Origin of the sequence: Streptomyces sp. NPDC012825, assembly GCF_042900925.1 — a bacterium.
In the GTDB taxonomy this organism is placed as follows: domain Bacteria; phylum Actinomycetota; class Actinomycetes; order Streptomycetales; family Streptomycetaceae; genus Streptomyces.
Window position 1 is genome coordinate 85,620 of record NZ_JBIBBZ010000007.1, and the last position, 25,594, is coordinate 111,213.

Consider the following 25,594-nt stretch of genomic DNA (forward strand, 5'->3'; position numbering starts at 1 on the left):
TCGGGGGTTCTCGCCCTACGCCTGCTTCCCCGGGGCGTCACCGGGCGACCGCCGCTCCTCGGCGTCCCGCTCGATCCCCTTCAGACGGCGCACGTCCTCCTCGTCCCAGGCGCGGGTGTCCCGCGGCTCGGTGTACGGCTCCTGGTTCGGCGGCATCCCGCCGAGCACGGCCCGCTGCCGCACTGTCTCGGCGTCGAACTCCAGACCCAGGAGCAGGGCGAGGTTGCTGATCCACAGCCAGACCAGGAAGACGATGACACCGGCCATCGTGCCGTACGTCTTGTTGTACGAGGCGAACTGGCTGACGTACAGCGCGAACCCGGCGGAGGCGAGCATCCAGATCACCAGGGCCAGGAAGCTGCCGGGGGTGACCCACTTCCACCCCTTGACCTTGGCATTGGGGCTGGCCCCGTAGAGCAGCGCGATCATGGCGGAAACCAACAGGACCAGGACCGGCCACTTGGCGATCGACCACACCGTCAGCGCGGTGTCGCCGATGCCGAGCGCGGTCCCGGCCTGGCGCGCCAGCGTGCCGGTGAACACGACGATCAGGGCGCTGATGACCGCGAGGACCATCAGGACGGCCGTCATCCCGACCCGTACGGGCAGGAGCTTCCACACCGGGCGGCCCTCCGGCATGTCGTAGACCTGGTTGGCCGCCCTGATGAACGCCCCCACGTAGCCCGACGCCGACCAGAGGGCGAGCACCACGCCGACGATCGCCATGACCGAGCCCGTTCCGGCCTGCCCCTGGAGCTGTTCCACGGCGTTGTTCAGCATGTCGCGGGCCGGGCCCGGGGTGAGCTCCCGCAGGTTGTCCATCACCCGGTCGGTGGTCGACTTCCCGCTGATGCCGAGCAGGGAGAGGAGCACCAGGATGGCCGGGAAGAGGGCCAGGATGCCGTAGTAGGTGAGGGCCGCCGCGCGGTCCGTCAGCTCGTCGTCCTTGAACTCCCGCGCCGACCCCTTGAGGACCCCGAGCCAGGACCGGCCCTTCAGGTCGGTGGGGGCGTCCGGTGCGCGCCGCTCCACTTCGGGGCCGGGACCGACCTCCTCGGGCGTCGGCGTCTCCCGCTTCGCGGCCTCGTCGCCGCGTTCTTCGTCTCCTGCGTGGTGAGATGTGACCATGCCCCTGCGGGTGCCCCCGCTCGGCGCGCATAAGCCCACGTCGTCAGGCCGCGTCGGTCCGCCCGGCGCCCGTGCCGGTCCCGTCCTCGGACGCGGACCCGCCCCGGACCGACCGGTGCCGCGCCGGACGGCGTCCGGCGGCGGGCCGGTCGGAGTCCTTCACCAGCCGGAGGTGGCGGCGGCCGGCGTGGCGCGAGGCCCTCGGCGGCGCCGTCACCCGGTCCTCGACCCGGTCCATGAGGAACAGGAGCAGTCCCAGCAGGGGGAGCAGCAGAACGGCGATCGCAACCACGGCACATTTCCTCCTCGTCGAACGCGTCGGACTCACCGAACCGCGTTTCCTCGCTCCCCGTGCGGGTGCCCGGATCGGCGTCCGGCGCGCGACGGCACGTGTGAAGGTTCTGCGACCACCCGAAAGGACCGGCCCTGGCTGCCGGTGGGCGCCGCTTTCCGTCCGCGCTAGCCGGCGGCCATGTCGGGGCCGGGCAGCAGCGTCTCGTCGAGGTGGTAGCCGAGCCGGTGCAGGCCGCGGGCGACGGCGATCGCCCGCCCGCGGAGCTCGGTGACCTCGGCGGGTTCCCGGGCGCCCCGCGCGGGGGCCGGATCGGTGCCGGGATCGGGCGGGGGAGGCGTGGCCGCGAGGACCGCGTCCCAGGCCTCGCGGGCGATGCGCTCCGCCGTGGCGTCGTCGATGCGGAGGTCGCCCGGGGCCCCGTCCTCGCCCTTCCGGGCGTTGTCGGTGGTCTTCCCGCCGGGGTCCGTACGGCTCAGATGGGCCTCGATGGCCGCCCGGGCCGCGCGGACGTCGGCGGATCCGGCCCGGTCCCCTTCCGGTTCTGTCGTCATGGGGGCACCGTAAGCGCGCGGGACGGTCACCGGGGCGGTGCCACGCGGCGCCCCGCCCCGGTTCGGCCCGGATGCCGTCCCGCCGCGACCACCGCTCCGCGGCCGCGGGCGGACGGCCTCAGTAGGTGTGTCCGACGTGCGCGAGGGCCTGCTTGAGCAGTACTCCGCGACCGCCCGGCATCTCGCCCTGCACGGCCGGGGAGGCCGCTTCCTGCGGGCTGAACCAGACGAGGTCGAGAGCGTCCTGACGGGGACGGCAGTCGCCGGTCACCGGCACGATGTAGGCGAGGGACACCGCGTGCTGACGGGGGTCGTGGTACGGGGTGATGCCCGCCGTGGGGAAGTACTCGGCGACGGTGAAGGGCTGCAGGGAGGCGGGCACCCGGGGGAGGGCCACCGGGCCGAGGTCCTTCTCCAGGTGGCGCAGCAGCGCGTCGCGGACCCGCTCGTGGTGCATGACGCGGCCGGACACGAGGGTGCGGCTGATCGTTCCGTCCGCGCCTATGCGCAGGAGCAGCCCGACGCTGGTGACTTCGCCGCTGTCGTCCACGCGCACGGGCACGGCCTCGACGTACAGGATGGGCATGTGGGCCCTGGTCATCTCCAGGTCGTCCGTGGACAGCCAGCCGGGCGTGGTCTCGGTCATATCAGACATCGCTTGATCATACTTACCCGCCCGGCTTCAGCGGAACGGGGCGGGAGGCCTACACCCCTCGTTCGAGTGACGTTTTCGGCGAATCCCTAGGCGGCTCCCCGGTCCGCGAAGGGCCGGGCCGTACGGGGTGCACGGGCCGTGCGGGTCGTGCGGGTCGCGCTCCGGGACGGGCGGAGTTCGGCCTTGCCGAAGAGGAGGGCGTAGCCGGAGGGGAGCTGGTCCACGACGCGGTCGACGAGCTCGGGACCGGCCAGCCGGGCGACGGGGGCGAGGACGGCGCCGACGTCCCAGCGGGTGGTGGCGGGGCTGCCGCCGGTGCGCCGGGCCAGGTCCTTGACGAACTCCCAGCCGGTGAGGGGGGTGGTGACGGGCACCTGGGCGGTGAAGGTCAGGGCCGCCTCGACGGGGAGGCGGGCGGCGAGCTCGACCCGCTCGTCACCGACGAGCTGCCGTCCCAGGGCCGCCAGCACGGCGCGTACGGACTCCTCGGCCCGCTCGCGGGTGGGGTAGGCGCCTTCGTAGCGGACCCGTTCGAGCAGGTCGGTGTAGGACACCCCGCCGGGTGCCGGCGCGGGCCGGGCCGCGGGGGTCGCGGGGGACACGGGGGTCGTCGTCTCGGTCCTGAGGGTCATGATCGTGTGGATCGCCGTTCTCTTCGGGCCCGGCGGGGCCGGGCGGAGCGGATGGGTCTCGACGGGACGGGGCGGGCCCACCGGGAACCGGGCGGGCCGGACTTCACCGGGAGAGGTGTGGCCGCCCGAAGAGGAGGTCGTAGCCGGGCGGGAGCTGGAGGAGCATCCGGCCTGTGAGTTCCTCTCCGGCGGCGTCGGCGACGACGCTGAGGACGGCGCCGACGTCCCACGCCGCGGTCCGCTCGGTGGCTCCCTCGATCCAGGCGGCCGTCGCGCGCACGAAGCGTTCCGGCGAGAGCGGTTCGGCGGCCTGGAGGGGGTTGAGCAGGACGAGGGCGAAGGTCTCGGGGAGGCGGGCGGCGAGCACGGCCCGCACGTCGCCGACCAGATGGGCGCCGAGCAGTGCCAGGACGACGCGGGCGGCCCGTTCGGCCTCCTGGGGTGTGTCGTAGTCACCGCGTTCCCGGACGTGGTCGAGGAACGTGTGCCATCGCGGTCTCATCACGGCCCCTTCCTTCGGGTGGGGAGGCGGAGTGACGGGGGGCGGGGGCGAGGGGGAGCGGGGGAGGGGAGGCGGGCTTCCGTCCCCCGCTCCCGCCTCGCGGCGGTTCAGCCGCCGATCTGCTTGCGGCCGTCGCCGCGGCCGATGGCGATCTTCCGGGGCTTCGCGCGCTCGGCGATCGGGATCCGCAGGGTGAGGACGCCGGCCTCGTAGTCGGCCGTGATCTTCTCGGTGTCGAGGGTGTCGGCCAGCACCAGCTGCCGGGAGAAGACGCCGAGGGGCCGCTCGGACAGCTCCATCTGGACGTCGTCGGCCCTGGGGACGGGCCGTCGCTCGGCCTTGACCGTCAGCATGTTCCGCTCGACGTCGATGTCGATCGCGTCCGTCGACACGCCGGGCAGGTCCATGACGATCACATAAGCGTCGCCCTCGCGATAGGCGTCCATCGGGACGGCGGAGGGACGGGACCACGTACCGGTCGTGCCCAGCATCTGCTGCGTGAGGCGGTCGAGCTCGCGGAACGGGTCGGTGCGCATCAACATCGCGAAACACCTCCAAGTGGGATCAGGCAGTGACTGCCAATGCGCTTCACCTGACACCGTTGTAACATGTCAACGGATGGACGACAACTCCATCGTCAACGGAAAGACGACAAGCGGAGAGGATGTGGTCCCATGACAGGAGCCGACCTTCCCGTCACCTTCCACGCGGCTCTCACGGCCCTGGCCGCGATGGACGAAACCGTGCGGAGCGCCCGCTCGACGGGCACGCCGGACGCGGCGGGCGCCCCGGACGGACGGGGCACTCCTTCGGGGACCTCCTCCGAGGAGGCGCTCGCCGCGCTCCTGCTCCTGCGTGGACTGCGCGAGCAGCTCGCGGGCTGGGAGCCCGGCCTCATCGAGGCCGCGCGCGACGCGGGCGCCAGCTGGGCCGAGCTCGCCCACCCCCTCGGGGTCACCAGCCGGCAGGCGGCCGAGCGCCGCTATCTGCGGGTGCGCCCCGGCACTCCCGGCGCCACCGGCGAGCAGCGCGTCCAGGCCACCCGCGACCGCCGCGCGGCCGACCGCACCGTCACCACCTGGGCCCGGGGCAACGCGGCGGACCTGCGCCGCCTCGCCGGTCAGATCACCGCCCTCTCCGTCCTTCCCGCCGCCCTCCGGCACGACCTCGGCGCGGCCCTCGCGGACGACGACCCGGCCCTCCTCCTGGAGCCCCTCGCCCGCACCCACCGCCACCTCGCCCCCCTCCACCCGGACCTGGCCGAGCGCGTCGACACCCTCACCCACCGCACCGCGACCCTCCGGGAGGAGAGCGGTCGACGCCGCTCCGGCACCCCGCGGCCGTGACCGGGAAGAGCCCCGGTCGGCCTGTGCGGGGAACGCATACGCTGTTGCCCATGAGGCAAGAGGACGAGGATCTGGACGGTCTGGTACGCAAGCGGATCCGCGCCCTGCGGTTGGCGCAGGGCTGGTCCCTGGAGGAGCTGGCCACCCGTGCCCGCCTCAGCCAGTCCTCCCTCAGCCGCATCGAGAACGGCCGGCGACGTCTGGCCCTCGATCAGCTGGTCGTCCTCGCCCGCGCCCTGGACACCACGCTCGACCAGCTCGTGGAGACCGCCGCCGACGACGTCGTCATCAGCCCGGTGATCGACGGCGCGCGCGGGCAGATGCGCTGGCCGATCAAGGGCGAGCCGGGTGTGACCGTCATACGCCAGCGGATGACCGACCCGCCGCCGGACAGCCCCTCCCGCATGCGCGCGCATCCGGGGCGGGAGTGGCTCGTCGTCCTGTCCGGCACCGCGACCCTCATGCTGGGGAACCGCAGCTTCCGCATCGAGACCAACCAGGCCGCGGAGTTCCCCACGATGATGCCGCACGCGATCGGCGCGGAAGGGGGGCCCTGTGAGGTCCTGGGCATCTTCGACCGCGACGCCCGCCGCGGCCACCAGCGCGACGACGGGGACCGCGACCCCCAGGCGTCGACCGGCCGGTGAGGCCGCGCAGGGGGCCGTATCTTGCGCCTCGGGCAGCGCAGGAGGCGACCTTCTTGCGTAAACCGAATGAAGCCGTGCCTCAGGAGCATGGCCGCCCTAGCGTGGAGCCATGACCCACGCACACCTCCCCTCTTCCGGCCACGGCGCCTCCCACCACCACCCGCACGCCCACGACGCTTCCCACGGCCACACCCACGCCCACGACGCCTCCCACAGCCACCCCCAGGGCGCGGACGATCAGGCGGAGATCCTCGACCTGGACGCGGAAGTCCTCGCCGAGCACATCGCCGCCCTCGTCTCCTGGCTGCCCGCCCGAACGGCTCCCCGCGCGATCGTCGACCTGGGATGCGGCACGGGAGCGGGCACCTTCGCCCTCCTCGACCGCTTCCCCGAGGCCCGCGTCACCGCCGTCGACTCCTCGGCCGCACACCTCCAGCGGCTGAGGGAGAAGGCGTGCGCCAGGGGTGTGGAGGGGCGCGTGCGCACCGTGCAGGCCGACCTCGACCTCACCGACTGGCCCGACCTCGGCACCCCGGACCTGGTGTGGGCCTCGGCCTCGATGCACCACATGCGCCACCCCGACCACGCCCTGCGCGAGGTCCACGGACTCCTCGCCCCCGGCGGCCTGTTCGCGGTGGTCGAGCTGGCCGGCTTCCCCCGCTTCCTGCCCGAGAACGCCCCGGAGGACCGGCCCGGCCCGGAGGACCGGCCCGGCCTGGAGGAGCGCTGTCACACCGCGGGCGAACGCTTCCACACCGAGCACGTGCCGCACCGCGGCGCCGACTGGGGGCCGATGCTCACCGGCGCCGGTTTCACCCTCGACGGCGAACGCACGATCACCGTGGACATCGAGGCCTCCCGCGACGACAGGATCGGCGCGTACGCCCTCGGCGGCCTGCGACGCATCCGGCGCGGCGTCGCCGAGGTGCTCCCGCCCGAGGACCTCGCCGCGCTCGACCGGCTGCTCGACACCGACGGGCCCCACAGCATCCTGCGGCGCACGGACCTCGGCGTACGCACCGAGCGGACCGTCTGGGCCGCCCGCCGCGAGGGCTGATCCGCCGCGCGGCCGTCGGCTCGCGGCGCGGCCGCCCCATCCGGGCTCCGGCCCCGTGCCCGTACGCGCCGCCCCTCAGCCCCCGTCCCCGTCGTCGACGGGGACGCCCAGGCGGCCGGCCACGGCGGTGAGGGTCGCTCCCAGGGGGAGCGCGACACGGGTGACGGCGTGCCGGTCGCCCCGCGTCTGATCGCGGTTCACGATCAGTACCGGCTTCCCGGCCTCGGCCGCCTGGCGGACGAACCGGAGCCCGGACATCACCGTCAGCGAGGAGCCCAGGACCAGCAGGGAGGTCGCCTCACGGACCAGCTCGCGGCAGTGCGCGACCCGCGACGGCGGGACGGTTTCGCCGAAGAACACCACGTCCGGCTTGAGGACGCCGCCGCAGACCGCGCAGGGCACCACGCGGAAGTCGCCGACCTGCTCGTCGTCGAGGTCGGCGTCACCGTCCGGATTGATCCCTGCCGCCACCGGATCGAAACCCGGGTTGGCCTCCTCCAGCCGCCGGGCGAGGTCGTGGCGCGGGCTGAAGACGCCGCAGGAGAGGCAGACGACCCGGTCCAGGCTTCCGTGGAGCTCCACGACGTCCTCGCTGCCGGCGGCCTGGTGCAGACCGTCGACGTTCTGGGTGATCACGCCCGAGAGGAGGCCGTACCGCCCGAAGGCGGCCACGGACCGGTGCCCGGCGTTGGGGCGGGCGCGGTGGAAGGTGCGCCGGCCGAGGTGGCTGCGCGCCCAGTAGCGGCGCCGGGCCGAGGCGCTCGCGGTGAATTCCTGGTAGGTCATCGGGGTGTGCCGGCTCAGGCTCCCGCCCTCGCCCCGGTAGTCGGGAATGCCCGACTCCGTGGAGAGGCCCGCCCCGCTGAGCACCAGCACGCCACCGGCACCCAGCACGTCGACGACCGGCGACGGGTCTGTGGTGCCCGGCGGCAGGTCCTCGGCGGGGGTCCAGCTCAGAGTGGGACGCATGCGCATGCCGCCAGAGTACGGAACGGGCACCGCCGCCCGCCCCCGCCTGGAGCCGTTCGGCCGAGAACCGCCGTGGAGGGCCCGGACGGAGCCGGCGGTGGCGGCCGACCGTGACGCCGGAGACCCCACATCCCGGCCGTGACGCCGAAGATCCTCCGTCCCGACCGTGACCCCGCGGATCCCTCCGGCCCTGCCGGTCAGACGAGGCAGAACTCGTTGCCCTCCGGATCCTGGAGGACCACCGCGTAGTGGTCCATGCCGTTCGGCCGGTCCATCGTGTACAGCACGGTCGCGCCGATCGCCGTCAGCCGGGTCGCCTCGCCGTCCACCCGCTCGCGGCGCAGGGCGAGCGGGACCTCGCGGCCGCCACCGACCTTGAGGTCGAGGTGGACGCGGTTCTTGACGGTCTTCGGCTCGGGGACGCGCTGGAACCAGACCCGGGGACCCGTGCCGCCCGGATCCACGATGGACTCGGGAAGCTCCCCGGCGTCCCCGTCCAGCTCCTCCTCGGGAACGCCGACGGCCTCCCAGTACGCCCGCCAGGTGGCGTGGCCGGCGGGCGGCGGGTCGGGGACGTACCGCAGGGCCTCCAGCCAGAAGGGCACGAGGCGCTGCGGGTCCGCGCAGTCGATGGTCAGTTGCAGGGTCATCCCGGGGCGCCCGGGGCCCTCCGTGGGTGCGGTTCGATCCATGGCACGAGCTTTCCAGACACCACTGACAGACGACCTTTTCACGCCAACAGGCCAGATACGGCCTGCTGTTCGGCCGTCCCTACCCGCGAGTCACTTCCTGGGGGAGAATCACCGGCAGGCGACGATCGAGGGGAACCGTCCATGGCCATCACCGCCGGTACCGAAGCGCCCGAACTCGCGGGACACCCGCTGCTCGGCTCCATGTCCGACCTGAAGAAGGACTCCCTGGCGACCTTCCTGCGCGCCCGGCGCGAGCACGGGGACGTCGTCCGGATCACCGCGGGCCCGCCCGGCGTCCGCGCCACCGTCTACGGCGTCTTCTCCGCCGAGGGCGCCCAGCAGGTCCTCGCCGGCGAGTCGGCCAACTTCCGCAAGGACAACGCCTTCTACCAGGAGGTCCGCGAGTCCTTCGGCAACGGCCTCCTCACCAGCCAGGACGAGGACTACCTCCGCCAGCGCCGGCTCGTCCAGCCCCTCTTCACCCGCCGCCGCGTCGACGGCTACGCCGCGGCCGTCGCCGCCGAGGTCACCACCCTCACCGGGGAGTGGCGGGACGGCGGCGCCGAATCCGTCGACGTCCTCCAGGAGACGGCCCGGCTCGCCCTGCGCGCCGTCGCCCGCATCCTCTTCGGCACGGATGTCGACGCGGCCGTGGAGATCGTCGAACGCAGCTTCCCCGAACTCGGCGCCTACGTCCTGCGCCGCGGCTACTCCCCCCTCAACGTCCCCCGCGGCTGGCCCACTCCCGGCAACCGCAGGGCCGCCGCCGTCCACCGGGCGCTGTACGAGGTCTGCGACCGCATCATCGCCGAGCGCCGGACCTCCGGCCGGGCTCCGGACGGGGGCGACGACCTCCTCACCCTCCTCGTCGGGGCCGAGAGCGCCGAGGACGGCAGCTTCGACGCCACCGAACTGCGCGAACAGGTCCTCGTGTTCCTGCTCGCCGGGCACGAGACCACCGCCACCTCCCTGGGCTTCGCCCTCCACCTGCTCGGCCTCCACCCGGAGGCGCAGAAGCGGGCGCGGGAGGAGGTCGACCGGGTCCTCGCCGGCCGCACCCCCGGCGCCGCCGACCTCGACGCGCTGCCCTACGTCACCCAGGTCCTCAAGGAGGCCATGCGCCTCTTCCCGGCCGCCCCGGTCGTCGGCCGCCGCGCGGTCGCCGCCACCGAGATCGGAGGCGTCGCCATCCCGGCGGGCGCGGACGTCGTGGTGGCCCCCTGGGTCACCCACCGCCACCCGGACTACTGGGAGGACGCCGAGCGCTTCGACCCCGACCGCTTCACGCCCGAGGCGGAGGCCGCCCGCCCCCGGTACGCCTGGTTCCCCTTCGGCGGCGGCCCGCGTGCCTGCATCGGCCAGCACTTCTCGATGCTGGAGTCGGTGATCGCCCTGGCGATGATCCTCCAGCGGTACGGGTTCGAGGCCGTCGACACCGAGGTGCCCCTCACCTCCGCGATCACCCTCCAGGCCGCGGGCCCGGCCCGCTGCCGCCTGATCCCCAGGGAGGCGTGACCACGGCGGGGCCGGTCCCGGCCGCCGGCCCCGGAACAATTCGGTGCCGCACCGGCGGCCGGGGGTGCAGACTCGCGCCATGGCGGACATGAGGGAACTCCAGGACGAGATCGGCCGCTGGGCGGCCGGCGGCTCCGGGGCCGCGGCGAGGGAACTCGCCGCGGCCCTGGGACCGCGGACGGCGGTGCTCCTGGAAGGACCGAGCGACTCCGCGGCCGTCGGGGCACTGGCCGCGCGGCACGGCCGGGACCTCGCCGCGGAAGGCGTGTGCGTGGTCCCGATGGGCGGGGCGACGAACATCGCCCGCTACGCCGCCCTGCTCGGCCCGCCCGGCCTGGGCCTGCGGCTGACGGGACTGTGCGACGAGAACGAGCGCGGCTTCTACGACCGGGGCCTGGAGCGGGCCGGGGCGCCGGCCGGGGGCTTCTTCGTCTGCGTGGCGGACCTGGAGGACGAACTCGTCCGCGCGCTGGGCCCGGAAGCGGTCGAGGAGACCATCCGGGCGGAGGGCGACCTGCGCGCCTGGCGGACCTTCCTGAACCAGCCCGCGCAGCACGGCCGGCCCCGGCAGCGGCAGCTGCGGCGCTTCCTCGGCACGAAGAAGGGCCGCAAGATCCGCTACGGCCGCCTCCTGACGGAGGCCCTCGACACCGGGCGGGTGCCGGGCCCCCTCGACGCCCTCCTGACGAGCCTGTGACCGCCGCGCGACGACGCGGCGGCCCACCGCGCACAACGCGCGAGAACTCCTGAGGCCTGTTCGGCGGATCAGGGTCGGACGGGCCCTGGGGGTTCCGGATCTCGAAGGTGGAGCGGGCCTTCTCCAGCAGGTCCCCGGCGGTCTCCGCCGCGCCCCTCCCGTCGGGCACGTCCACCGCCAGGGTCACGCGCTCCTGCCGGGAGGTGACGACGATGAGGGTCCGGTACAGCCGCCGCGTGACATCGTCCTCCTGCCGGCTGTAGGACTCGGTGAGGATCGCCGCGTCACGGCCCCGGTGGGTGGTGGACCCGACGGTGGCGACGCCGGGGGTGCCGCCCACCGGCGGAGCGGCCGACTCGTGCTCGCTCTTCCACCGCTCCGCGATCGCCCGGGGCGTCTCGGTGGCCTTCTCCGTCCGGTCGACGAACAGCCACACGTCGCCCTTGGGCGCGGCGTAACGGGTGCCGCGATAGGCCCCGTCGTCGCTGCCCGGATCGTCCTGGACGGCGATCGCCCGGTCGGCCGGGGCCGGGACGGACAACCGCATCCGGTACTCGTCGTACCTCTTCCAGCCCTCCGGCGGCCCGTCGCCCGTGAACCGGAGCACCAGGGTGACGACCAGGGCCAGGACGACCACGGCGACGGCCCCGACGCCGTAACGGCCCCAGAGCGGCCGTACCGGCGGCGGGGCGGGCGGTCCGCTCGGCGCGCCGTCCACCACCACGGTGGGCGTGCGCACCGGCGCGGGCCGGGCCGGGGGAGCGGCGAGGGCGCTCAGGAGGGGCCGCGCGGCCTGGACGGTGAGGCGGCTCTCGGGCTCCTTGCGCAGCAGGCCGGTGATCAGCGCCGTCATCTTCCGCGCGCGCCGGGGCGGGGCAGTTCCGCGAGGAGGATCGCCTGCAGGGTGGAGGGGGTGGTCTGCCGGCGGAAGGGCGAGACGCCCTCGACCGCCTGGTAGGGCGTGACCCCGAGGGACCACAGGTCGGACTCCGGGCCCGGCCGCCGCCCCAGGACGCGCTCGGGGGCGAGGTACTCGGGGGAGCCGATGAAGCTCCCGGTCTCGGTGAGCTTCTGCCCGCCCTCGACCTGGGCGACGCCGGAGTCGGTCAGGACGACCCGGCCGTGACGGCGGACCATCACGTTGCCGGGCTTGACGTCCCGGTGCAGCACGCCGGCCTCGTGAGCCGCGTGGAGCGCGTCCAGGACGGCCCGCCCGATCCGCGCCGCCTCACGGGGGTCCAGGGTGCCCTCGTCGAGGATCTCGGCCAGGGACCTGCCCCGCAGGAGCTCCCTCACGATCCACGGCCGGCCGTCCTCCACGACGACGTCGTGGAGGGTGACCACGGAGGGGTGGTCGATCCGGGCCGCCGCCCGTGCCTCGCGGCGCATGCGCTCGTGGGCGGTGCGGCGCTCGGCGGCGGAGAAGTGCTCGGGGACGCGGGGCTCCTTGACGGCCACGTCACGGTCCACGACCTCGTCCCGGGCCCGCCACACCGTCCCCATGCCGCCCGCGCCCAGGCGTTCGAGCAGCCGGTAGCGACCGCCCAGCAGCCGGCCGGCGCCGGTCTCCGGGGGAGAGGCCGCACCGGGCGGGCGCCCTCCGCCGGTCTCTCGTGCCGTTCCCCCGGACTCGCGGAATCCGCCGGACGCGGGGCCGCGACACCGGCCCGGGGAGGCGGCACCGGCGGCCGCAGCCCGTAGCTGGTGGGCTCGTCCCCGGTTCCCCCGCTCGTCGTCACTTCCCTCTCGCCCTCCCCGTCCCGTGCCCCGCGTGACGCGGAACCCTCGAACTCGCCCCGGAAACGGGCAAGTTCCGCCGGCCGCTCGCCGTACCCCGACCACAGTCGCCCGCCGGCGGGCGCTCGTCCCGTCCCGGAACGATTCGCGCCTCCACCCGGTGCGACAGGGGCCGGGCGCCTGCAACGCACGCGGTACACGCGCCCCGCGACCGGGCGCCGGCGCCGGAAGGCCCGCACGGCGCCCAGGCCCGCACGGCGCGCGGCCCGCGGTCCGTACGGCTCCCGGACCGTACGACCACCCCGGTGTGCCGTCGGGTCTGCACCCCCTAGGCTGCGGCGATGAAGCTCCGTCCCCTCCGAGGCCCCCTCGTCAACGCGCTCATAGGCGTCGCGATGACGGGGCTGGCCCTGCTGCTCGGGCAGGACGCCGCCGCCCAGCGCTGGCCGGTCCTCGACCCGGTGGCCTACGCGCTCGTCGTCGTGGTCAACCTGCCCGCGGTGGTCCGGACGCGCTTCCCCGTCGCCGTGTTCGTCCTCGCGCAGGGCGGCTTCGCGGTCTACGCGGCCCTGGGGTACTGGCCCGTGGTCAACTCCCTGGCGACGCTCCTGGCGACCTTCACCCTCGCCTCGCACCGCCCCGCCCGGATCTCGGTCCCCGGCGCGGCGGTCACCGGCCTGGCCTGGCTCGGCGCCGGCCTGCTCGACGAGGTGAACGGCGGGCACCACGGCTCGCTGGCGGCCGCCGCGGGCCAGGCGGTGGTCTTCCCGGCGGTGCTCTGGTGGTTCGGCGCGCTCTCCCGCAGGGCCACCGAACTCACCCGCGCGCTCACCGCCGAACAGGAGGAACGGGCCCTGCGGGAGGTCGCGTACGAGCGCGGCAGGATCGCCCGGGAACTGCACGACGTGGTCGCCCACCACATGGCGGTGATCTCCGTGCAGTCGGGCCTCGCGCGGTTCGTCTTCGACAGCGATCCGGCCACCGCGCGCACCGCCCTGGACACCATCGCCGACACGGGCGCCGAGGCGCTCGACGAACTCCGCCGCATGCTCACGCTGTTGCGCGAGGGCACCGACCCGCGCGCGCCGGACCGCCCGATGCCCGGCCTGGCCCGGCTCGACGAACTCGTGGCGCGAGTCGGGGCCGGAGGGACGCCCGTCGCGCTGAGCGTCCTGGGCGTCCCCCGGCCGATCGGCCCCGGCGCCGACCTCTGCGCCTACCGCGTCGTCCAGGAGTCGCTCACCAACGTCCTCAAGCACGCGCCGGGAGCCGCGACCGAGGTCGTCGTCCGCTACGGACCGCACCACCTGGAGGTGGACGTCACCAACGAGGGCGGGCGGTCGATTCCGGCCCACATGCCCGCGGGAACCGGCCACGGCTTGATCGGCATGCGCGAGCGGGCCAAGCTGTACGGCGGGCGGATCGACATCGGCCCGCGCGACGACGGCGGCGGTTTCGCCGTGCGACTGGCCCTGCCCCTCACGGCACGGGCCGGCGCACTGCCCGCTCCCGGCCGTCGCGGTGGCCCCGACCCGGACGACAGGCTCCCGCCGGCGGTCCGGGAGGGCTGACCCCGCCCGCCCGACAGGAGAACCACCCCTCGGATGAACCAGGTGATCAGGGTCCTGGTCGTCGACGACCAGTTCCTCATCCGCGCGGGCCTGGTCGGGCTCCTGAAGGCCGCCCCGGGCACGGAGGTGGTCGGAGAGGCCGTGGACGGCGAGGAGGCCGTGGCCCTCGCGGCGCGACTCCGCCCCGACGTCATCCTCATGGACGTCCGCATGCCCGGCGGCAACGGGATCGACGCCACCGCCCGCATCCTCGCCGAGGCGCCCGACCCGGCGCCCCGCGTCCTGATCCTCACCACCTTCGACCTCGACGAGTACGTGTACGGGGCACTGCGCGTCGGCGCCTCCGGCTTCCTGCTCAAGGACTCGGGACCCGAACGGCTCCTGGCGGCCGTGGCCGCCGTGGCGGGCGGCGACCACCTCTTCGCCCCGAGCGTCACCAGACGCCTCGTCGAGGCGTTCGCCCACCGCGTCGCCCCCGCCGAGGAGACCGTCCGGGCCGGGACCCCCGCGCTCGACGCGCTGACCGGCCGGGAGCGCGAGGTGCTCCAACTGACCGGCAGGGGCCTGTCGAACCGGCAGATCGCCGGGGACCTCCACATCAGCGAGGCCACCGTCAAGACCCATCTCAACCGCGCCATGGGCAAGCTCGGCCTGGCCAGCCGCGCGCAGGCGGTCGTCCTCGCCTACGAGAGCGGCCTCGTCGTCCCGGGCCTCTGACCCGGAGCGATCGGACGCGACCCGGGGCGGCCCGGTACGGGACGGGGTCCGCTTTTCTATCTCCCAATCATGTTGTTCATAGAATGGGCGCGTGGAGGACATCGATGCGATCGCGGCGCTGCAGGATCCGGTACGCCGCCGCCTGTACGAGTACGTGGCGGCCCAGGGCCGCGAGGTCGGCCGCAACGAGGCCGCCGAGGCGACCGGGGTGGCGCGCACGCTCGCCGCGCACCACCTGGACCGGCTGACCGAGGCGGGGCTCCTGGAGAGCGGCAGCCGCCGCCTCACGGGACGCTCGGGGCCCGGGGCGGGACGCCCCGCGAAGGTGTACACGCGGACGCGGACCGAGCGGTCGGTGTCGCTGCCCGCCCGCGACTACCGCACCGCCGCCGAACTCCTCGCCGAGGCCGCCGAACAGGCCGGCCTCGACGCCGGAATCCGCGCGGCCGCGCGCCGCCGGGGCGAGGCCCTGCGCGACCCGGCGGCACCCTGCGGAGGTCTTGAGGAGGCCGTGGAGGTGCTGGCCGCCCGCGGCTACGAACCCCGTCTGGAGGCCGCCGGGGGCGACGGAGGGGAGACCGGTGCGGGCGAGCTCGTCGTCCGCATGCGCAACTGCCCCTTCCACGCCGTCGCGGAACGCTTCCCGCCGCTCGTCTGCGGCATGAACCTCGCCCTCCTCGAGGGGCTGCTCGGCGCCGACGGTCCCGTGCGTGCCCGCATGGACGCCAGACCGGGGGAGTGCTGCGTGGTGGTTGAAGCTTCTAAAAATAATGATCATTGACATAGAAAAGCGGGCCGTGCTGAGATGAGGTCATGACCGCCTCCCCGCACGCCCTGCACCTCGCCCAGCTCAACGTCGCCACGCTCCTCCACCCCCTCGACGACCCGCGCGTGAAGCCTTTCGTCGATCTGCTCGACCCGGTCAACGCCGCCGCCGACGACGCGCCCGGCTTCGTGTGGCGGCTCGTGGAGGAGGGGGCGGCCGACGCCACCGGCCTGCGCCCGGCGGGTGAGGACGTCATCGTCAACCTGTCCGTGTGGGAGACCCGGGAGGCCTTGTGGGACTTCGCCTACCGCAGCGGGCACCTGGAGGCGATGCGGCGGCGTCGCGAATGGTTCCAACGGCACGTCGAAGCGCACCTGGTGCTCTGGTGGGTCACCGCCGGCCATCGTCCGACCGCCGGTGAGGCCCTGGAACGCCTGGCGGCCCTGCGCGCGCACGGGCCGTCCCCCCGCGCCTTCACCTTCGCCTCCTTCCACGCCGCCGACGAAGCCGTCCGGCACGCCGGGGAGGCGCCGTCGACGACACCGACGGCGAACCGCTGACGACACTGTCGGCGAACCGCCGAGAGCCTCCGGTAGCCTGCGTCACCATGACGCGAGCCTGGGCACTTCCGACGCTGTTCCTGCTCTGCGGTATCGCCGTCGCCGGCCTGACCTTCCGCGAGAACCCCGGCGAAGCCGCGGTGATCCTGCTGGTGCTCGCGCTCGTCGCCGTCGCGCACTCGCCCCTGGTCTTCCCCCGGGTGACCGGTGCGGAGGAGGCACGACGCCTCGGCGCGGCCGACGGCCGGCCGATCGTCTTCTGGCGGCCGGGCTGCAAGTACTGCCTGCGGCTGCGCGCCCGACTGGGCCGCGACGCCGACCGTCTGCTCTGGGTCGACATCTGGCGCGACCCCGCCGGCGCGGCCGTGGTGCGGGCCGTCAACGACGGCGACGAGACCGTGCCGACCGTCTTCGTCGCGGGCCGGCCGCACGTCAACCCCGAGCCCGCGTGGGTGCGGTCGCAGCTCCCCCCTCCCGCGTGACCCGGCGTCCGCGGGGGTGTGAGGTCCGGCCCTCGGGGCAGGCGGTCCCCCTGAGGAGACGTCCGAGAACGGAGGAGTGAGCAACATGGCGGAGAACGTGTGGAGTTACGGGCAGGCGTTCGGTCACCTGGTGGGCACCGACCTGAGCGGATGGAGGGTCGAGGCGACCGACGGGCACATCGGCAAGGTCGACAAGCACTCCGACGAGGTCGGTGACTCCTACCTGGTCGTCGACACCGGGGTGTGGATCTTCGGCAAGGAGGTGCTGATCCCGGCGAGCGCGGTCACCCGGATCGACCTGGAGGGAGAGGCGGTGCACCTCGACCTGACCAAGGAGCAGATCAAGGACGCGCCGGAGTTCCACTCCGACAAGCACCTCGCCGACCGGCAGTACCGGGAGGAGATCGCCACGTACTACCGGACGGGCGGACCGTTCGGAGGCGGACCGCTCAAGGACGGGCCGAGCGCCTTCTGACCCCGGTCGTACACGACGAGGCGGTCCCCCGCAGAAGATCGCGGGGGACCGCCTCGTCGCGTCAGCCCTTGAGTTCCTCGCGGCCCGCCCTGCTCCTGGCGGCCGCCGAGTGCAGCGCCCGCAGGGCCAGCAGGAGGACGCCGACGTCGTCCAGGTAGACCGGGTCCGGGATCAGGTCGACCGGCGACACCGTGTACACCACCGCCGTCCAGAACAGGGCCTTGGACTGCAACGGGACGCCGGCGTCGAGCAGCAGCCTGCGGGCCCGGAAGACACGTACGAGCAGAACGGCCGCGTATCCCGCCACCACGAGGGCGAGGACCAAGGCCACCACGATCCAGAGGGAGCTGTCCATGACGCTCTCCTACCCCGCGTCCCCGCACCACACGGGTGGTACGCCCCGCCGTCGGCCGGGGAGGGGGAGCGGCCGGGCGCGGAACCCATGGGAAGGGCCCCCTCCCGCACCCGGGAAGGGGCCTCCCGCGCACCGGCTCAGGCCGCCCGGTACGCCGTCGTCAGCCGCGCGACCGCGCCCGTCAGATCACCCGAGAGCAGCAGCCGGTCCGCCTCCGCGAACGGCGCGGCCGTCGCCGGGGTGACGTCCTGGCCGATCCTCTTCTGGACGACGTCCCGCGCCCGGGACAGCAGCTCGCGGCCCTCCGGCGACGTGCCGCGTCCGGCCGCCTGGAGCACCTTGGCCGCGACCCCGATCGCCTTGAGCGTCAGCTCGCCCCCGGCCTGCGGCACCGGCCGGGTCGTCAGCCCCCAGCCGAACGGGAACTGCGGGTCGTACGAGGCGTCACCGACGTTGATCGGCAGCTGCGCCTCCGACTTCGGCCAGGTGACCGGGAGCTGGCCGGTGAACGGCCGCGTCCCGTAGAGCACGTCCGCCACGCCGTCGCCCTCGGTGCCGGGCAGCCAGGACGCCACCAGGGTGTCGATCGCCCCGAGCCGGTCCCCGATCAGCTGCGGCCGCCCGGAGACGACCAGGACCGCGCACGGCATCGCCGCGCACACCTTGTCCACCGCCGCCTTGTCGGCCGCCGTCAGCTCCAGGTCGTGGCCGTTGCCCACGTCGCCGATGCCCTCGGCGTACGGCGTCTCGCCGACCACCACGACCCCGACGTCGTACCCCCCGGTCGCGGCCGAGGCGTCCTTCGAGTAGTCGATCGTCGTGTCCGGGGCCGCCTCGCGCATGCCTTCGAGGATCGTGGTGCCGGCCGTGTTCCGGCCGGACGAACCCTGCCAGCTGATGGTCCAGCCACCGGCCTGGTTGCCCAGGTCGTCGGCGTTGGAGCCGGCGACGTACACCTTCTGCGACTTCTTCAGCGGCAGCACGCCGCCGTCGTTCTTCAGGAGCACCTGCGACTTGGCGACCGCCTCCCGCGCCACGGCGCGGTGCGCGGCCGAGCCGACCGCGTCGAGGTGGGTGGTGTCGGCGTACGGCTTCTCGAACAGGCCGAGCCGGAACTTCTGGGTCAGGATCCGCGCGACCGCGTCGTCCACGCGCGCCCGGGCGACCCGCCCGGCCGTGACCTCCTCCGCCAGGATCCGGGTGAAGTCCTGGTAGTTGGTCGGCACCATGATCATGTCGAGGCCGGCGTTGACCGAGGTCCGCACGTCGCTCGCGTAGTCGCCCGGGATCTGGTCGATCGCCTGCCAGTCGCTGATCACGAAGCCCTCGAAGCCCATGCGGTCCTTGAGGACGCCGTTGATCATCTCGGCGTTGGCGTGCATCTTCACCGGGCCCTTGTCGTCACCGACGATGTCGAGCGAGGAGTACGAGGGCATGACCGTGCCCGCACCGCGCCTGACCGCCTCGGCGAACGGCGCCAGGTGCACCGCCTCCAGTTCCTCCCGGGTCACCCTGGTGACGCCCTGGTCGATCGTGTACGAACCCGTCGCCGACGACCCGAAATCCGTACCGCCGTCGCCGACGAAGTGCTTGGCGCTGGTGAGCACCTTGTCGTTGCGGTCCAGGTCCGTGCCGTCGCGCGCGCCCTGCATGCCGTCGATGACCGTCTCCATGGCCTTCACCAGGGCCGGGTCCTCGCCGAACGCCTCGTACGAACGGCCCCAGCGCTCGTCCCGGGTGACGCACACGCAGGGAGCGAAGTCCCACGGGATGCCGGTGGCCCGGACCTCCTTGGCGGTGACCGCCCCGGTCCGCTCGGCGACCTTCGGGTCGCGCCCCGCGCCGATGCCGATGTTGTGCGGCATGATCGTCGCGCCGATGACGTTGTTGTGCCCGTGCACCGCGTCCACGCCGTAGATCAGCGGGATCTGGAAGCGGGTGGCCCGTGCCCTGAGCTGGTAGGCGTCGATCATCTTCGCCCAGGCCCCGGGCGTGTTGGGCGTCGGCACCGAGCCGCCGCCGGAGAGCAGCGAGCCGAGCCGGTAGGAGGCGATGTCGCCCTGCGACCGCAGCGCGTTGCGCTCGGCCTGCGTCATCTGCCCGACCTTCTCCTCCAGGGTCATCCGCCCGAGGAGGTCCTTGACCCGCTTCTTCACCGGCAGCCGCTTGTCGAGGTACGGGAGCCCGTGCGCGTCCACGACGACCTGCGGGACCTCGGCGGGCGCCTTGGCGCCGGTCACGTCCAGGGCGAGCGGGATCGTCTCGGCCTCCTCGGCCGAACCGTCCTTCCTCGTCGCCACGGTGACGGTCTGCGAGGTCCCGGACGGGGTGCCCGCCGGGAAGGTCAGGGTGCCGCTGACCGGCGCGTAGTCCTTCCCGGCCCCGGCGGTCCCCTCCCCGGTGGTGTACGCGACGGTGACGGGCTCGCCCAGGGGACCCGAACCGGTGGTGGCCACCGTCACCTTCACCCGCGCGCTGCCGCCCTCGGCCACCGGGTACACGGCGGCGTCGGTGATCACCCTGGTGTTCAGCGCGGGCTCCGCCTTGCCGTACAGCTCCACCCCGTCGAGGGCGAACGAGCCGGGCGAGCCGGGCGGCAGGGTCAGCGCGTAGCCCCACATCTCGTTGAGCCCGAGGACCTGGTCGATGCCGCCGACGGGCTGGTAGTCGGCCCGGTACCGGAACTCGGAGAACGGGATCTCGACGAGGTGCCAGCCCTCCCAGTCGTCGGTGAAGGACGTGGTCCACAGCTCGGACGCCTCGCCGTCGGCGCCGCCGTCCTTGAGCTCGAAGTTGATCCGCTTGCCCGAACCGGGCGGCAGGGGAGCGGTGTTCTGGCCGTACCACCAGAAGCGGATGCCCTTGAACGCGGTCCAGTCGTGGGCCGGCTCGTCGAAGGCGAAGTCGTGGGTGAAGCCGCCCCAGCCGCTGATGTCGAACGTGCCCTCCAGGACCCTGGAGCCCTCGGGGGCGTCGGCGCGCTCGGCGATCCGCAGCGCCGGGTGGTCGTCGGCGTCGCTGCCCCAGGTGAAGATGCCCTCCGCCGGCGGATTGCCGAAGGGGACCTCCCCCTCGAACCGGTCGACGGCCACCGGCGCGGGTTCGTCGGCGGCGGCCGCGCTCGGCAGCGCCCCGGCGAGCAGCCCGCCGAGCACGGCGACGGCGGCGACCACCGCCGTCGCGGTTCTGCCCCGGACGCGGTTCCCGAAGCGGCTCTGGTGTCTGGTGCGTGGCATTGCGGCTCCTTCAGTACGGGCGGGATCCTTCGATCACTTCACGAACACGGTCCGCGACCGGGGAGCCCCCGTGTCAAGGGACGACATCGCTGCCGGGACCGCTCTGGGAGCGCTCTCAGAGCGGTGCGGGCGAGTCAACCGTCAGCCCGTCAGGTCGTCAAGAGTCAACACGGACAACGACTGAAACCGGCACGGCTCCCCTGGAGGGGCCTCCGTGCGACCTATGTGCGTTCAAACTCTGAACGGTAGAAGGGGCTTGACGAGCTGTCCCTTCAAGGGGAAGAGCCCCAGCAGGAGGAGGGTGGGACGCCGGTTAGGGTGCTGGTTCGACGACGAAGGGGGAACCGCACTATGACGTTTCCGCATGCGCAATCGCACCCACCGCACCATCCGCAGCAGTACCCGCACCCGCATCCCCAGCAGTACCCGCCCCCGTACCCGTACGCGCCCGCGTACCCGTCGGCGCCCGGCTGCGAGGTCTGCGGGGCGCAGCCCGCGACCGCCGTGACCGTCCGCGCCCACCAGGGCATGATCGTCATCATGCGCACGATCACGCGGCGCGGAGTCCTCTGCCGCACGTGCGGCCTCGCCGTCTACCGGCAGATGACCTCCGGCACCCTGCTGACCGGCTGGTGGGGCCTCTTCTCCCTCTTCGTCACGCCCTTCGTGATCCTGGCGAACGTCTTCGGCGCCCGGGCCGCCCTGCGCCGCCTCCCCGAGCCGTACGGCGCCGTGCGACCGCCGCTCGACCCCGGCAGGCGAGTCCTGCGCCGGGCTCCCGCGATGCTGCTGCTCACCCCGGTCGCCCTGCTCGCCCTGGCGGTCCCGGCCCTGGTGCTCGTGGGCCTGCTCGCGGACGACGAGGGACCCGCCGCGCCGTCCGTGGGCGATTGCGTACGCAACGAGGCCGACTGGCCCGACCAGCAGTTGCGGAAGGTGGACTGCGGCTCCCCGTCGGCGGAGTACCGGGTGCTGGACGAGGCGTCCTGCGGCCCCGGCGACTACCTCCTGCGCCCCGCGTACGTGACCGACTCGCCCGGCCGTCCGGGCTCCTGCGTCACGCCCCTCTGACGGGCTGATGCGCAAGGGCGCCCGGACCGCGTCGGCCGGGCACGAACGGCACGAAGGGAAGAGGCCCGTGGAGCAGACCTCGTCCGTCCGGTTCCAAGGAGGGGTGAGGCATCCGCGGGGGCACTTCCCCGGCGTCTTCGTGCTCGCCGACGAGCCGGCGGCACAAGGCGGGCCGACCGACGAGCAGTACCGGTTCTGAGGCCGGCAACGACCGGTACGACGCCGACCACCCCGATCCGGCCCACGTGGACCCCGCCGTGTACGACCCCCGGGCGCACCCCGGCCCGGCGCCGCCCGAGGCGGTGGCACCGGGCCGGGGCGGAACGGTCAGGCGGGCGGCGTCACTTGCCGTACCACGCGTTGTGGATCGTCAGGGTCGACGTGTTGCCCTGCTTGTCCGTGACCTCGGCGGAGAGGGCGATGCCGCTGCCCTTCGCCGGGCTCTTCACGGAGATCCGGCCGCCCCGGACCTCCACGGCCTTCCAGGTCTTCCCGTCGTCGTGACTCACGGACACGGCGAGCGCCTTGAGGTTCCCGCCGGCCGCCGAGCCCTGCACGGTCACCGGCACCAGGACCGGGACGCCCGCGGGAAGGCGCGAGGCGAGGTCGACGGGGGGCGCGAAGCGGACCGTCGACACCGGCAGGGCGGTGGTGGCCGCGACCTGCTTCGAGCGGAACGTGAAACCGGCGTCGACCCGGGTGGAGGCCGCCGCGACGTCCGCCGGGCGTTCCACGGAGACCGTCAGCCGGTACTCGGCGTCGGCGGCCTCGACGGTGAAGGGCCGGGAGCCGCTCAGCGGGTCGTCGTTCCGGCCGACCTCGACGCCGTCGCGGTACAGCACCGACGTGGCCGAGGCGTACCGGGTGCTCCCCGCGTGTCCCTCGCCGTCGGCGAGCACCGGCAGGGCGCCGGCGAGCCGCTGCTCACCCGTGACCGGGTCGGGAGCGGTGCGGAAGACACCCATGCCCTCGCCCAGGAGCGGGCCGAAGACCCCCGTGTTGAACGTCTCCCGGTACGTCCCGCCGGCCTCGTAGCGCTTCGGCCGGACCATCTCGTAGGCACCCTCGAAGGCCGGGTGGCCCCATTCGTCGAGTTCGCCCGTCTGGTTGAACCGGGTGAGCCACGAGACCCCGTCGCCGGTGGAGACGTGGAAGGTGCGCGTACCCGGCGTCGGCTGGGGTGCGGAGAACCCGTTGCCCTCCGGCGCACCGGGCAGGTGCGCGTACGGGGAGGCGAGGGCGGACTTCCCGGGGGCGGAGGCGCCGAGGCCGACCTTCAGCGTGGCCAGCTCGTTCGCCCTCACGTGCTTGGTGTAGCCGGTCGCGACCCTGCCGACCTCGCCGCCGAAGGCCACCGCGTACTGGTCGGTGTCGCCCTTGAGGAAGTGCGCGTCCCAGGTCTGCAGGAGGGAGCCGTCGGTGACGGCCGGACCCGTGTGGGCGGTGCGGAAGCCGGTGAAGCCCCGGAGGACCCAGCCGTTGCCGACCCGGCCGATGTCCGTGGCGCGCTCGTAGTACGTCCCCGCGTAGTCCGCCCTGTCGATGCCCGGCACGGTGAGGGTCACCGGCTTCGTGGTGCGCGCGTCGGCGACGACCGTGGTGTCACCGGTGACGTCCAGCTTCGGCCGGGCGATCCAGTCGGTGCCCCGCGTGTAGTCCGCCGGGTCCTGGTAGACGGCCGTGCTGAGCGCGTACGAGCCCTTGGGCACGCGGATCGTGCGGTCGCCCGGCTCGTCGTCGACGCGGGCCTGGAAGCCCGCGGCGGGGCCGCCGACGCCGATCAGGGTGCTGGAGAAGTTCCGCGCGTCGGCGCCGTCGCGGCCGAGGGTCCTGAGCGTGAGGTCGTAGGACTCCGCCTCCCGCACGGCCACCGCGGCCGTACGGACGGACAGGCCCGCACCGGTGGCGGTGACGTAGCCCGAGTAGGCGCCGTCGACGTCGCCGATCCTGGTGTCGGCGACGAGGTCGACCCCGGCCGTGCCGCCGGCGGGGACGGTCACCCTCGGGGAACCGAGCGCGAAGAACCCGGCCGGAGCGGGCCCGCCCTCCGGGTCCAGACCGGACACCGACAGGTCGAGGGTGACGTCGTCGGTCCCGAGGTTGCGGTAGACGACCTTCCTGGTGAGGGGCCGGTCGTCGGCGTGGGGCCACAGTGCCGTGCCGAAGTTCAGCGAGACCGGTTCGGCGATCACGCCCTGGGCCAGTGCCCGGTCGACCCGGACGCGGCCCGAACCCTGCTGGAAGGCCGTGAGGTCGCCGCCCTCGGCGGACGCGACCAGCGCGCCCTTGAGCTCGGCGGACTTCCAGTCGGGGTGACGCTGCTTCAGGATCGCGGCCGCGCCCGCGACGTGCGGGGTCGCCATGGAGGTGCCGTCGATCCGCAGGTATCCCGGGGCGGGGTGCGGGACGCCGGGACGGGTGTCGAGGGCGCTGCCGGGGGCGGCGGCCGCGGTGATGGCGACGCCGGGCGCGGTCACGTCCGGCTTGACGGCGCCGTCGCCGACGCGCGGTCCGGTGCTGGAGAACGGGGCGAGCCGGTCGTTCTCGTCGACCGCGCCGACGGTCAGCGCGGCGTCCGCGCTGCCCGGCGAGGCCACCGTCGACCCGCCGCCCTCGCCCTCGTTGCCCGCCGCGACGGCGAACAGGATCCCCTTCTCGGCGGACAGCCTGTCGATCGTCTCCTCCAGCGGGTCGACGCCGGGGCTGTCGGCGCTGCCGAGGCTGAGGTTGACCACGTCCGCGCCCTCGGCGGCGGCCCACTCCATGCCCGCGACGACGGCGGAGTCGTCCCCGTAGCCCTCGTCGTCGAGGACCTTCCCGCTGATCACCTCGGCGCCGGGGGCGACGCCCTTGTAGAGGCCGCCGGACTTGGCGCCGGTGCCGGCGGCGATCGACGCGACGTGCGTGCCGTGCCCGACGCGGTCCACGGCGTCGGGGGAGGCGGAGAAGTTCTTCTCGCCCACGACCCGCGTCCGCAGGTCCTCGTGGGTCCTGTCGACGCCGGTGTCGAGGACGGCGATCTTCACGCCCTTGCCGTCGTACCCGGACTCCCAGGCCCTGTCGGCGCCGATCTGCCGGACGCTGCGGTCCAGGCTCGCGCCGCGCACCCCGTCCAGCCACACCTTGCCGATGCCGGAGGCGGTGGCGCGCAGCCCGTCCTTCCGCCGGTCGGTCAGCGCCTCCCACACCTCGGCCAGGTCGTCCCGCGAGGCGCGGACCGCGTCGGCGCCGATGGTCGGGAACGTGCGCCGCAGCCGGGTGTCGCCGGCCGTGCGCACCTCGGCCCGCGCGGCGGCGGCGCCCCCTTCGTACCGCACGATCAGCTTGAGCCCGTCGCGGTGGCTCTCGCGCAGTCGGGGGTCGGTGAGCACGTCGAGGTCGAAGAGCCGCTGGTCCAGCCTGCCCGTGGCGATCAGGCGCTGGGCGTCGGCGGGCACCACCAGGGTGTGGTCCCCGGTGCGCTGTATCTGTACGGGTATGTGTTCGCGGCCCTCGGCGGCCTCGAAGCCCACCATCCGGCCGGTGGCGTCCACCACCACGCGGTCGCCCGTGACGAGCGGGATCCGCTGGTCGACGCCGACGCGGGTGATGTCCGGTGCGGCCGTCGCGTGCGCGGCGGTCGCCGTCGCGGGGCCGGTCGTGCCTGCCGTCAGGGCCACCGACGCGGCCGCCGCGACGGTGAAGGCGCCTGCTCTTCTCACATGTGCGCGCAAGTCTTCCCCAGGAGTTCGGGAGGGAGTGGATCGGTCGTTTCCGGTCGGGGGGCGCGAGGGCGCCCGCCACCGGCCAGCGCAGTATGTGAGGCGCGAAAGGCGTGATCAACGCCGGTGCGGGGAAGGGGAGTCGGACCGTACGGTTTCGAGCCGTCCTGGGGTCGGCGAGTTCGATGGGACGAGGACGGCCGTGTGACGGATCCATGACGGCGGGGCGATCCTTGT

Annotated in this window: 25 protein-coding genes; 12 read left to right on the forward strand and 13 right to left on the reverse strand. The window is 73.9% G+C overall.

The genetic code is table 11. The annotated features are described in order from the left end of the window. Window positions 1-15: 15 nt before the first annotated feature. The 7 genes from ACFY7E_RS17710 to ACFY7E_RS17740 form a co-directional block, all read right to left on the reverse strand. Entirely contained in the window at window positions 16-1,128 is a 1,113-nt protein-coding gene (locus ACFY7E_RS17710) for a YihY/virulence factor BrkB family protein (protein ID WP_389485804.1), read from the reverse strand. Window positions 1,129-1,171: 43 nt separating this feature from the next. Continuing rightward, window positions 1,172-1,420, reverse strand: a complete 249-nt coding sequence (locus ACFY7E_RS17715; RefSeq protein WP_389485806.1) for a hypothetical protein — start codon at window positions 1,418-1,420, stop codon at window positions 1,172-1,174. A gap of 167 nt (window positions 1,421-1,587) precedes the next feature. After that, window positions 1,588-1,974, reverse strand: a complete 387-nt coding sequence (locus tag ACFY7E_RS17720) for a hypothetical protein (protein ID WP_389485808.1) — start codon at window positions 1,972-1,974, stop codon at window positions 1,588-1,590. Window positions 1,975-2,092: 118 nt separating this feature from the next. Next, window positions 2,093-2,620: an NUDIX hydrolase family protein gene (locus ACFY7E_RS17725; protein ID WP_125662469.1), complete on the reverse strand. Its 528-nt coding sequence runs from the start codon at window positions 2,618-2,620 to the stop codon at window positions 2,093-2,095. 95 nt (window positions 2,621-2,715) lie between these two features. Beyond that, window positions 2,716-3,261 (reverse strand): DUF2267 domain-containing protein, encoded by a 546-nt coding sequence (locus ACFY7E_RS17730; RefSeq protein ID WP_389485809.1) that lies wholly within the window; start codon window positions 3,259-3,261, stop codon window positions 2,716-2,718. 103 nt (window positions 3,262-3,364) lie between these two features. Continuing rightward, window positions 3,365-3,763, reverse strand: coding sequence for a DUF2267 domain-containing protein (locus tag ACFY7E_RS17735; protein WP_383436588.1), 399 nt, complete (start codon window positions 3,761-3,763; stop codon window positions 3,365-3,367). 107 nt (window positions 3,764-3,870) lie between these two features. Further along, a complete protein-coding gene (locus ACFY7E_RS17740; RefSeq protein WP_389485811.1) occupies window positions 3,871-4,305 on the reverse strand; it encodes an Hsp20/alpha crystallin family protein in 435 nt (144 codons plus the stop codon). Between the two features lie 132 nt (window positions 4,306-4,437). On the opposite strand from ACFY7E_RS17740, the gene ACFY7E_RS17745 reads away from it, so the two are divergent. The 3 genes from ACFY7E_RS17745 (at window position 4,438) to ACFY7E_RS17755 (ending at window position 6,813) form a co-directional block, all read left to right on the forward strand. Then, complete coding sequence (locus ACFY7E_RS17745) at window positions 4,438-5,109, forward strand: type III effector protein (RefSeq protein ID WP_389485813.1); 672 nt, start codon at window positions 4,438-4,440, stop codon at window positions 5,107-5,109. Window positions 5,110-5,159: 50 nt separating this feature from the next. Then, window positions 5,160-5,756, forward strand: coding sequence for a helix-turn-helix domain-containing protein (locus ACFY7E_RS17750; protein ID WP_389485815.1), 597 nt, complete (start codon window positions 5,160-5,162; stop codon window positions 5,754-5,756). Window positions 5,757-5,865: 109 nt separating this feature from the next. Beyond that, a complete protein-coding gene (locus ACFY7E_RS17755; RefSeq protein WP_389485817.1) occupies window positions 5,866-6,813 on the forward strand; it encodes a methyltransferase domain-containing protein in 948 nt (315 codons plus the stop codon). Between the two features lie 75 nt (window positions 6,814-6,888). Here the strand turns inward: ACFY7E_RS17755 and ACFY7E_RS17760 are convergent, their stop codons facing one another. Together ACFY7E_RS17760 and ACFY7E_RS17765 are read right to left on the reverse strand one after the other, a co-directional pair. Next, window positions 6,889-7,788: an NAD-dependent protein deacetylase gene (locus ACFY7E_RS17760; RefSeq protein ID WP_389485819.1), complete on the reverse strand. Its 900-nt coding sequence runs from the start codon at window positions 7,786-7,788 to the stop codon at window positions 6,889-6,891. A gap of 191 nt (window positions 7,789-7,979) precedes the next feature. After that, window positions 7,980-8,474, reverse strand: a complete 495-nt coding sequence (locus ACFY7E_RS17765; RefSeq protein WP_389485821.1) for a VOC family protein — start codon at window positions 8,472-8,474, stop codon at window positions 7,980-7,982. A gap of 141 nt (window positions 8,475-8,615) precedes the next feature. Between ACFY7E_RS17765 and ACFY7E_RS17770 the strand changes: the two genes are divergently transcribed. Further along, window positions 8,616-9,989 (forward strand): cytochrome P450, encoded by a 1,374-nt coding sequence (locus ACFY7E_RS17770; protein WP_389485823.1) that lies wholly within the window; start codon window positions 8,616-8,618, stop codon window positions 9,987-9,989. A gap of 79 nt (window positions 9,990-10,068) precedes the next feature. Beyond that, window positions 10,069-10,686 (forward strand): TOPRIM nucleotidyl transferase/hydrolase domain-containing protein, encoded by a 618-nt coding sequence (locus tag ACFY7E_RS17775; RefSeq protein ID WP_389485825.1) that lies wholly within the window; start codon window positions 10,069-10,071, stop codon window positions 10,684-10,686. Window positions 10,687-11,535: 849 nt separating this feature from the next. Here ACFY7E_RS17775 and ACFY7E_RS17780 read toward each other — a convergent pair. Then, on the reverse strand, window positions 11,536-12,189 hold the full coding sequence (locus tag ACFY7E_RS17780; RefSeq protein ID WP_389485827.1) for a serine/threonine-protein kinase: 654 nt from the start codon (window positions 12,187-12,189) through the stop codon (window positions 11,536-11,538). A gap of 575 nt (window positions 12,190-12,764) precedes the next feature. Here ACFY7E_RS17780 and ACFY7E_RS17785 point away from each other — a divergent pair. The 6 genes from ACFY7E_RS17785 to ACFY7E_RS17810 all read left to right on the forward strand — a co-directional run bounded on the left by ACFY7E_RS17785 (window position 12,765) and on the right by ACFY7E_RS17810 (window position 16,994). Next, window positions 12,765-13,994, forward strand: a complete 1,230-nt coding sequence (locus ACFY7E_RS17785; protein WP_389485829.1) for a sensor histidine kinase — start codon at window positions 12,765-12,767, stop codon at window positions 13,992-13,994. A 33-nt stretch (window positions 13,995-14,027) separates the two neighbouring features. Then, on the forward strand, window positions 14,028-14,711 hold the full coding sequence (locus ACFY7E_RS17790) for a response regulator (protein WP_389485831.1): 684 nt from the start codon (window positions 14,028-14,030) through the stop codon (window positions 14,709-14,711). Window positions 14,712-14,802: 91 nt separating this feature from the next. Next, window positions 14,803-15,492, forward strand: a complete 690-nt coding sequence (locus tag ACFY7E_RS17795) for a helix-turn-helix transcriptional regulator (protein WP_389485833.1) — start codon at window positions 14,803-14,805, stop codon at window positions 15,490-15,492. Between the two features lie 32 nt (window positions 15,493-15,524). Next, window positions 15,525-16,037, forward strand: a complete 513-nt coding sequence (locus ACFY7E_RS17800) for a DUF3291 domain-containing protein (RefSeq protein ID WP_389485835.1) — start codon at window positions 15,525-15,527, stop codon at window positions 16,035-16,037. 47 nt (window positions 16,038-16,084) lie between these two features. Further along, the gene (locus ACFY7E_RS17805) at window positions 16,085-16,519 is read left to right on the forward strand and encodes a glutaredoxin domain-containing protein (RefSeq protein WP_389485837.1); all 435 of its coding nucleotides are present in this window, start codon (window positions 16,085-16,087) and stop codon (window positions 16,517-16,519) included. A gap of 85 nt (window positions 16,520-16,604) precedes the next feature. After that, window positions 16,605-16,994 carry a PRC-barrel domain-containing protein gene (locus tag ACFY7E_RS17810; protein ID WP_389485839.1) on the forward strand — a complete coding sequence of 130 codons (390 nt, stop codon included), beginning with the start codon at window positions 16,605-16,607 and terminating at the stop codon, window positions 16,992-16,994. Between the two features lie 61 nt (window positions 16,995-17,055). Here ACFY7E_RS17810 and ACFY7E_RS17815 read toward each other — a convergent pair whose 3' ends face one another. Next, window positions 17,056-17,349: a YkvA family protein gene (locus ACFY7E_RS17815; RefSeq protein WP_389485841.1), complete on the reverse strand. Its 294-nt coding sequence runs from the start codon at window positions 17,347-17,349 to the stop codon at window positions 17,056-17,058. Window positions 17,350-17,486: 137 nt separating this feature from the next. Then, entirely contained in the window at window positions 17,487-20,585 is a 3,099-nt protein-coding gene (locus tag ACFY7E_RS17820) for a glycoside hydrolase family 3 N-terminal domain-containing protein (RefSeq protein WP_389485843.1), read from the reverse strand. Window positions 20,586-20,936: 351 nt separating this feature from the next. On the opposite strand from ACFY7E_RS17820, the gene ACFY7E_RS17825 reads away from it, so the two are divergent. Continuing rightward, window positions 20,937-21,656 carry a hypothetical protein gene (locus ACFY7E_RS17825; RefSeq protein WP_389485845.1) on the forward strand — a complete coding sequence of 240 codons (720 nt, stop codon included), beginning with the start codon at window positions 20,937-20,939 and terminating at the stop codon, window positions 21,654-21,656. 341 nt (window positions 21,657-21,997) lie between these two features. On the opposite strand, the gene ACFY7E_RS17830 is transcribed toward ACFY7E_RS17825, so the two are convergent. Next, a complete protein-coding gene (locus tag ACFY7E_RS17830; RefSeq protein ID WP_389486127.1) occupies window positions 21,998-25,357 on the reverse strand; it encodes a S8 family serine peptidase in 3,360 nt (1,119 codons plus the stop codon). Window positions 25,358-25,594: the final 237 nt, after the last annotated feature.

Bases quoted from the DNA above. Each gene is read 5' to 3' on its own strand.
- ACFY7E_RS17720 (WP_389485808.1), bottom strand. From the start codon at position 1,974: ATGACGACAGAACCGGAAGGGGACCGGGCCGGATCCGCCGACGTCCGC.
- ACFY7E_RS17750 (WP_389485815.1), top strand. From the start codon at position 5,160: ATGAGGCAAGAGGACGAGGATCTGGACGGTCTGGTACGCAAGCGGATC.
- ACFY7E_RS17815 (WP_389485841.1), bottom strand. From the start codon at position 17,349: ATGGACAGCTCCCTCTGGATCGTGGTGGCCTTGGTCCTCGCCCTCGTG.
- ACFY7E_RS17825 (WP_389485845.1), top strand. From the start codon at position 20,937: ATGACGTTTCCGCATGCGCAATCGCACCCACCGCACCATCCGCAGCAG.
- ACFY7E_RS17735 (WP_383436588.1), bottom strand. From the start codon at position 3,763: ATGAGACCGCGATGGCACACGTTCCTCGACCACGTCCGGGAACGCGGT.
- ACFY7E_RS17755 (WP_389485817.1), top strand. From the start codon at position 5,866: ATGACCCACGCACACCTCCCCTCTTCCGGCCACGGCGCCTCCCACCAC.
- ACFY7E_RS17725 (WP_125662469.1), bottom strand. From the start codon at position 2,620: ATGACCGAGACCACGCCCGGCTGGCTGTCCACGGACGACCTGGAGATG.
- ACFY7E_RS17780 (WP_389485827.1), bottom strand. From the start codon at position 12,189: ATGGGGACGGTGTGGCGGGCCCGGGACGAGGTCGTGGACCGTGACGTG.
- ACFY7E_RS17765 (WP_389485821.1), bottom strand. From the start codon at position 8,474: ATGGATCGAACCGCACCCACGGAGGGCCCCGGGCGCCCCGGGATGACC.
- ACFY7E_RS17770 (WP_389485823.1), top strand. From the start codon at position 8,616: ATGGCCATCACCGCCGGTACCGAAGCGCCCGAACTCGCGGGACACCCG.
- ACFY7E_RS17745 (WP_389485813.1), top strand. From the start codon at position 4,438: ATGACAGGAGCCGACCTTCCCGTCACCTTCCACGCGGCTCTCACGGCC.
- ACFY7E_RS17790 (WP_389485831.1), top strand. From the start codon at position 14,028: ATGAACCAGGTGATCAGGGTCCTGGTCGTCGACGACCAGTTCCTCATC.
- ACFY7E_RS17820 (WP_389485843.1), bottom strand. From the start codon at position 20,585: ATGCCACGCACCAGACACCAGAGCCGCTTCGGGAACCGCGTCCGGGGC.
- ACFY7E_RS17805 (WP_389485837.1), top strand. From the start codon at position 16,085: ATGACGCGAGCCTGGGCACTTCCGACGCTGTTCCTGCTCTGCGGTATC.
- ACFY7E_RS17760 (WP_389485819.1), bottom strand. From the start codon at position 7,788: ATGCGCATGCGTCCCACTCTGAGCTGGACCCCCGCCGAGGACCTGCCG.
- ACFY7E_RS17730 (WP_389485809.1), bottom strand. From the start codon at position 3,261: ATGACCCTCAGGACCGAGACGACGACCCCCGTGTCCCCCGCGACCCCC.
- ACFY7E_RS17710 (WP_389485804.1), bottom strand. From the start codon at position 1,128: ATGGTCACATCTCACCACGCAGGAGACGAAGAACGCGGCGACGAGGCC.
- ACFY7E_RS17775 (WP_389485825.1), top strand. From the start codon at position 10,069: ATGGCGGACATGAGGGAACTCCAGGACGAGATCGGCCGCTGGGCGGCC.
- ACFY7E_RS17800 (WP_389485835.1), top strand. From the start codon at position 15,525: ATGACCGCCTCCCCGCACGCCCTGCACCTCGCCCAGCTCAACGTCGCC.
- ACFY7E_RS17810 (WP_389485839.1), top strand. From the start codon at position 16,605: ATGGCGGAGAACGTGTGGAGTTACGGGCAGGCGTTCGGTCACCTGGTG.
- ACFY7E_RS17785 (WP_389485829.1), top strand. From the start codon at position 12,765: ATGAAGCTCCGTCCCCTCCGAGGCCCCCTCGTCAACGCGCTCATAGGC.
- ACFY7E_RS17740 (WP_389485811.1), bottom strand. From the start codon at position 4,305: ATGTTGATGCGCACCGACCCGTTCCGCGAGCTCGACCGCCTCACGCAG.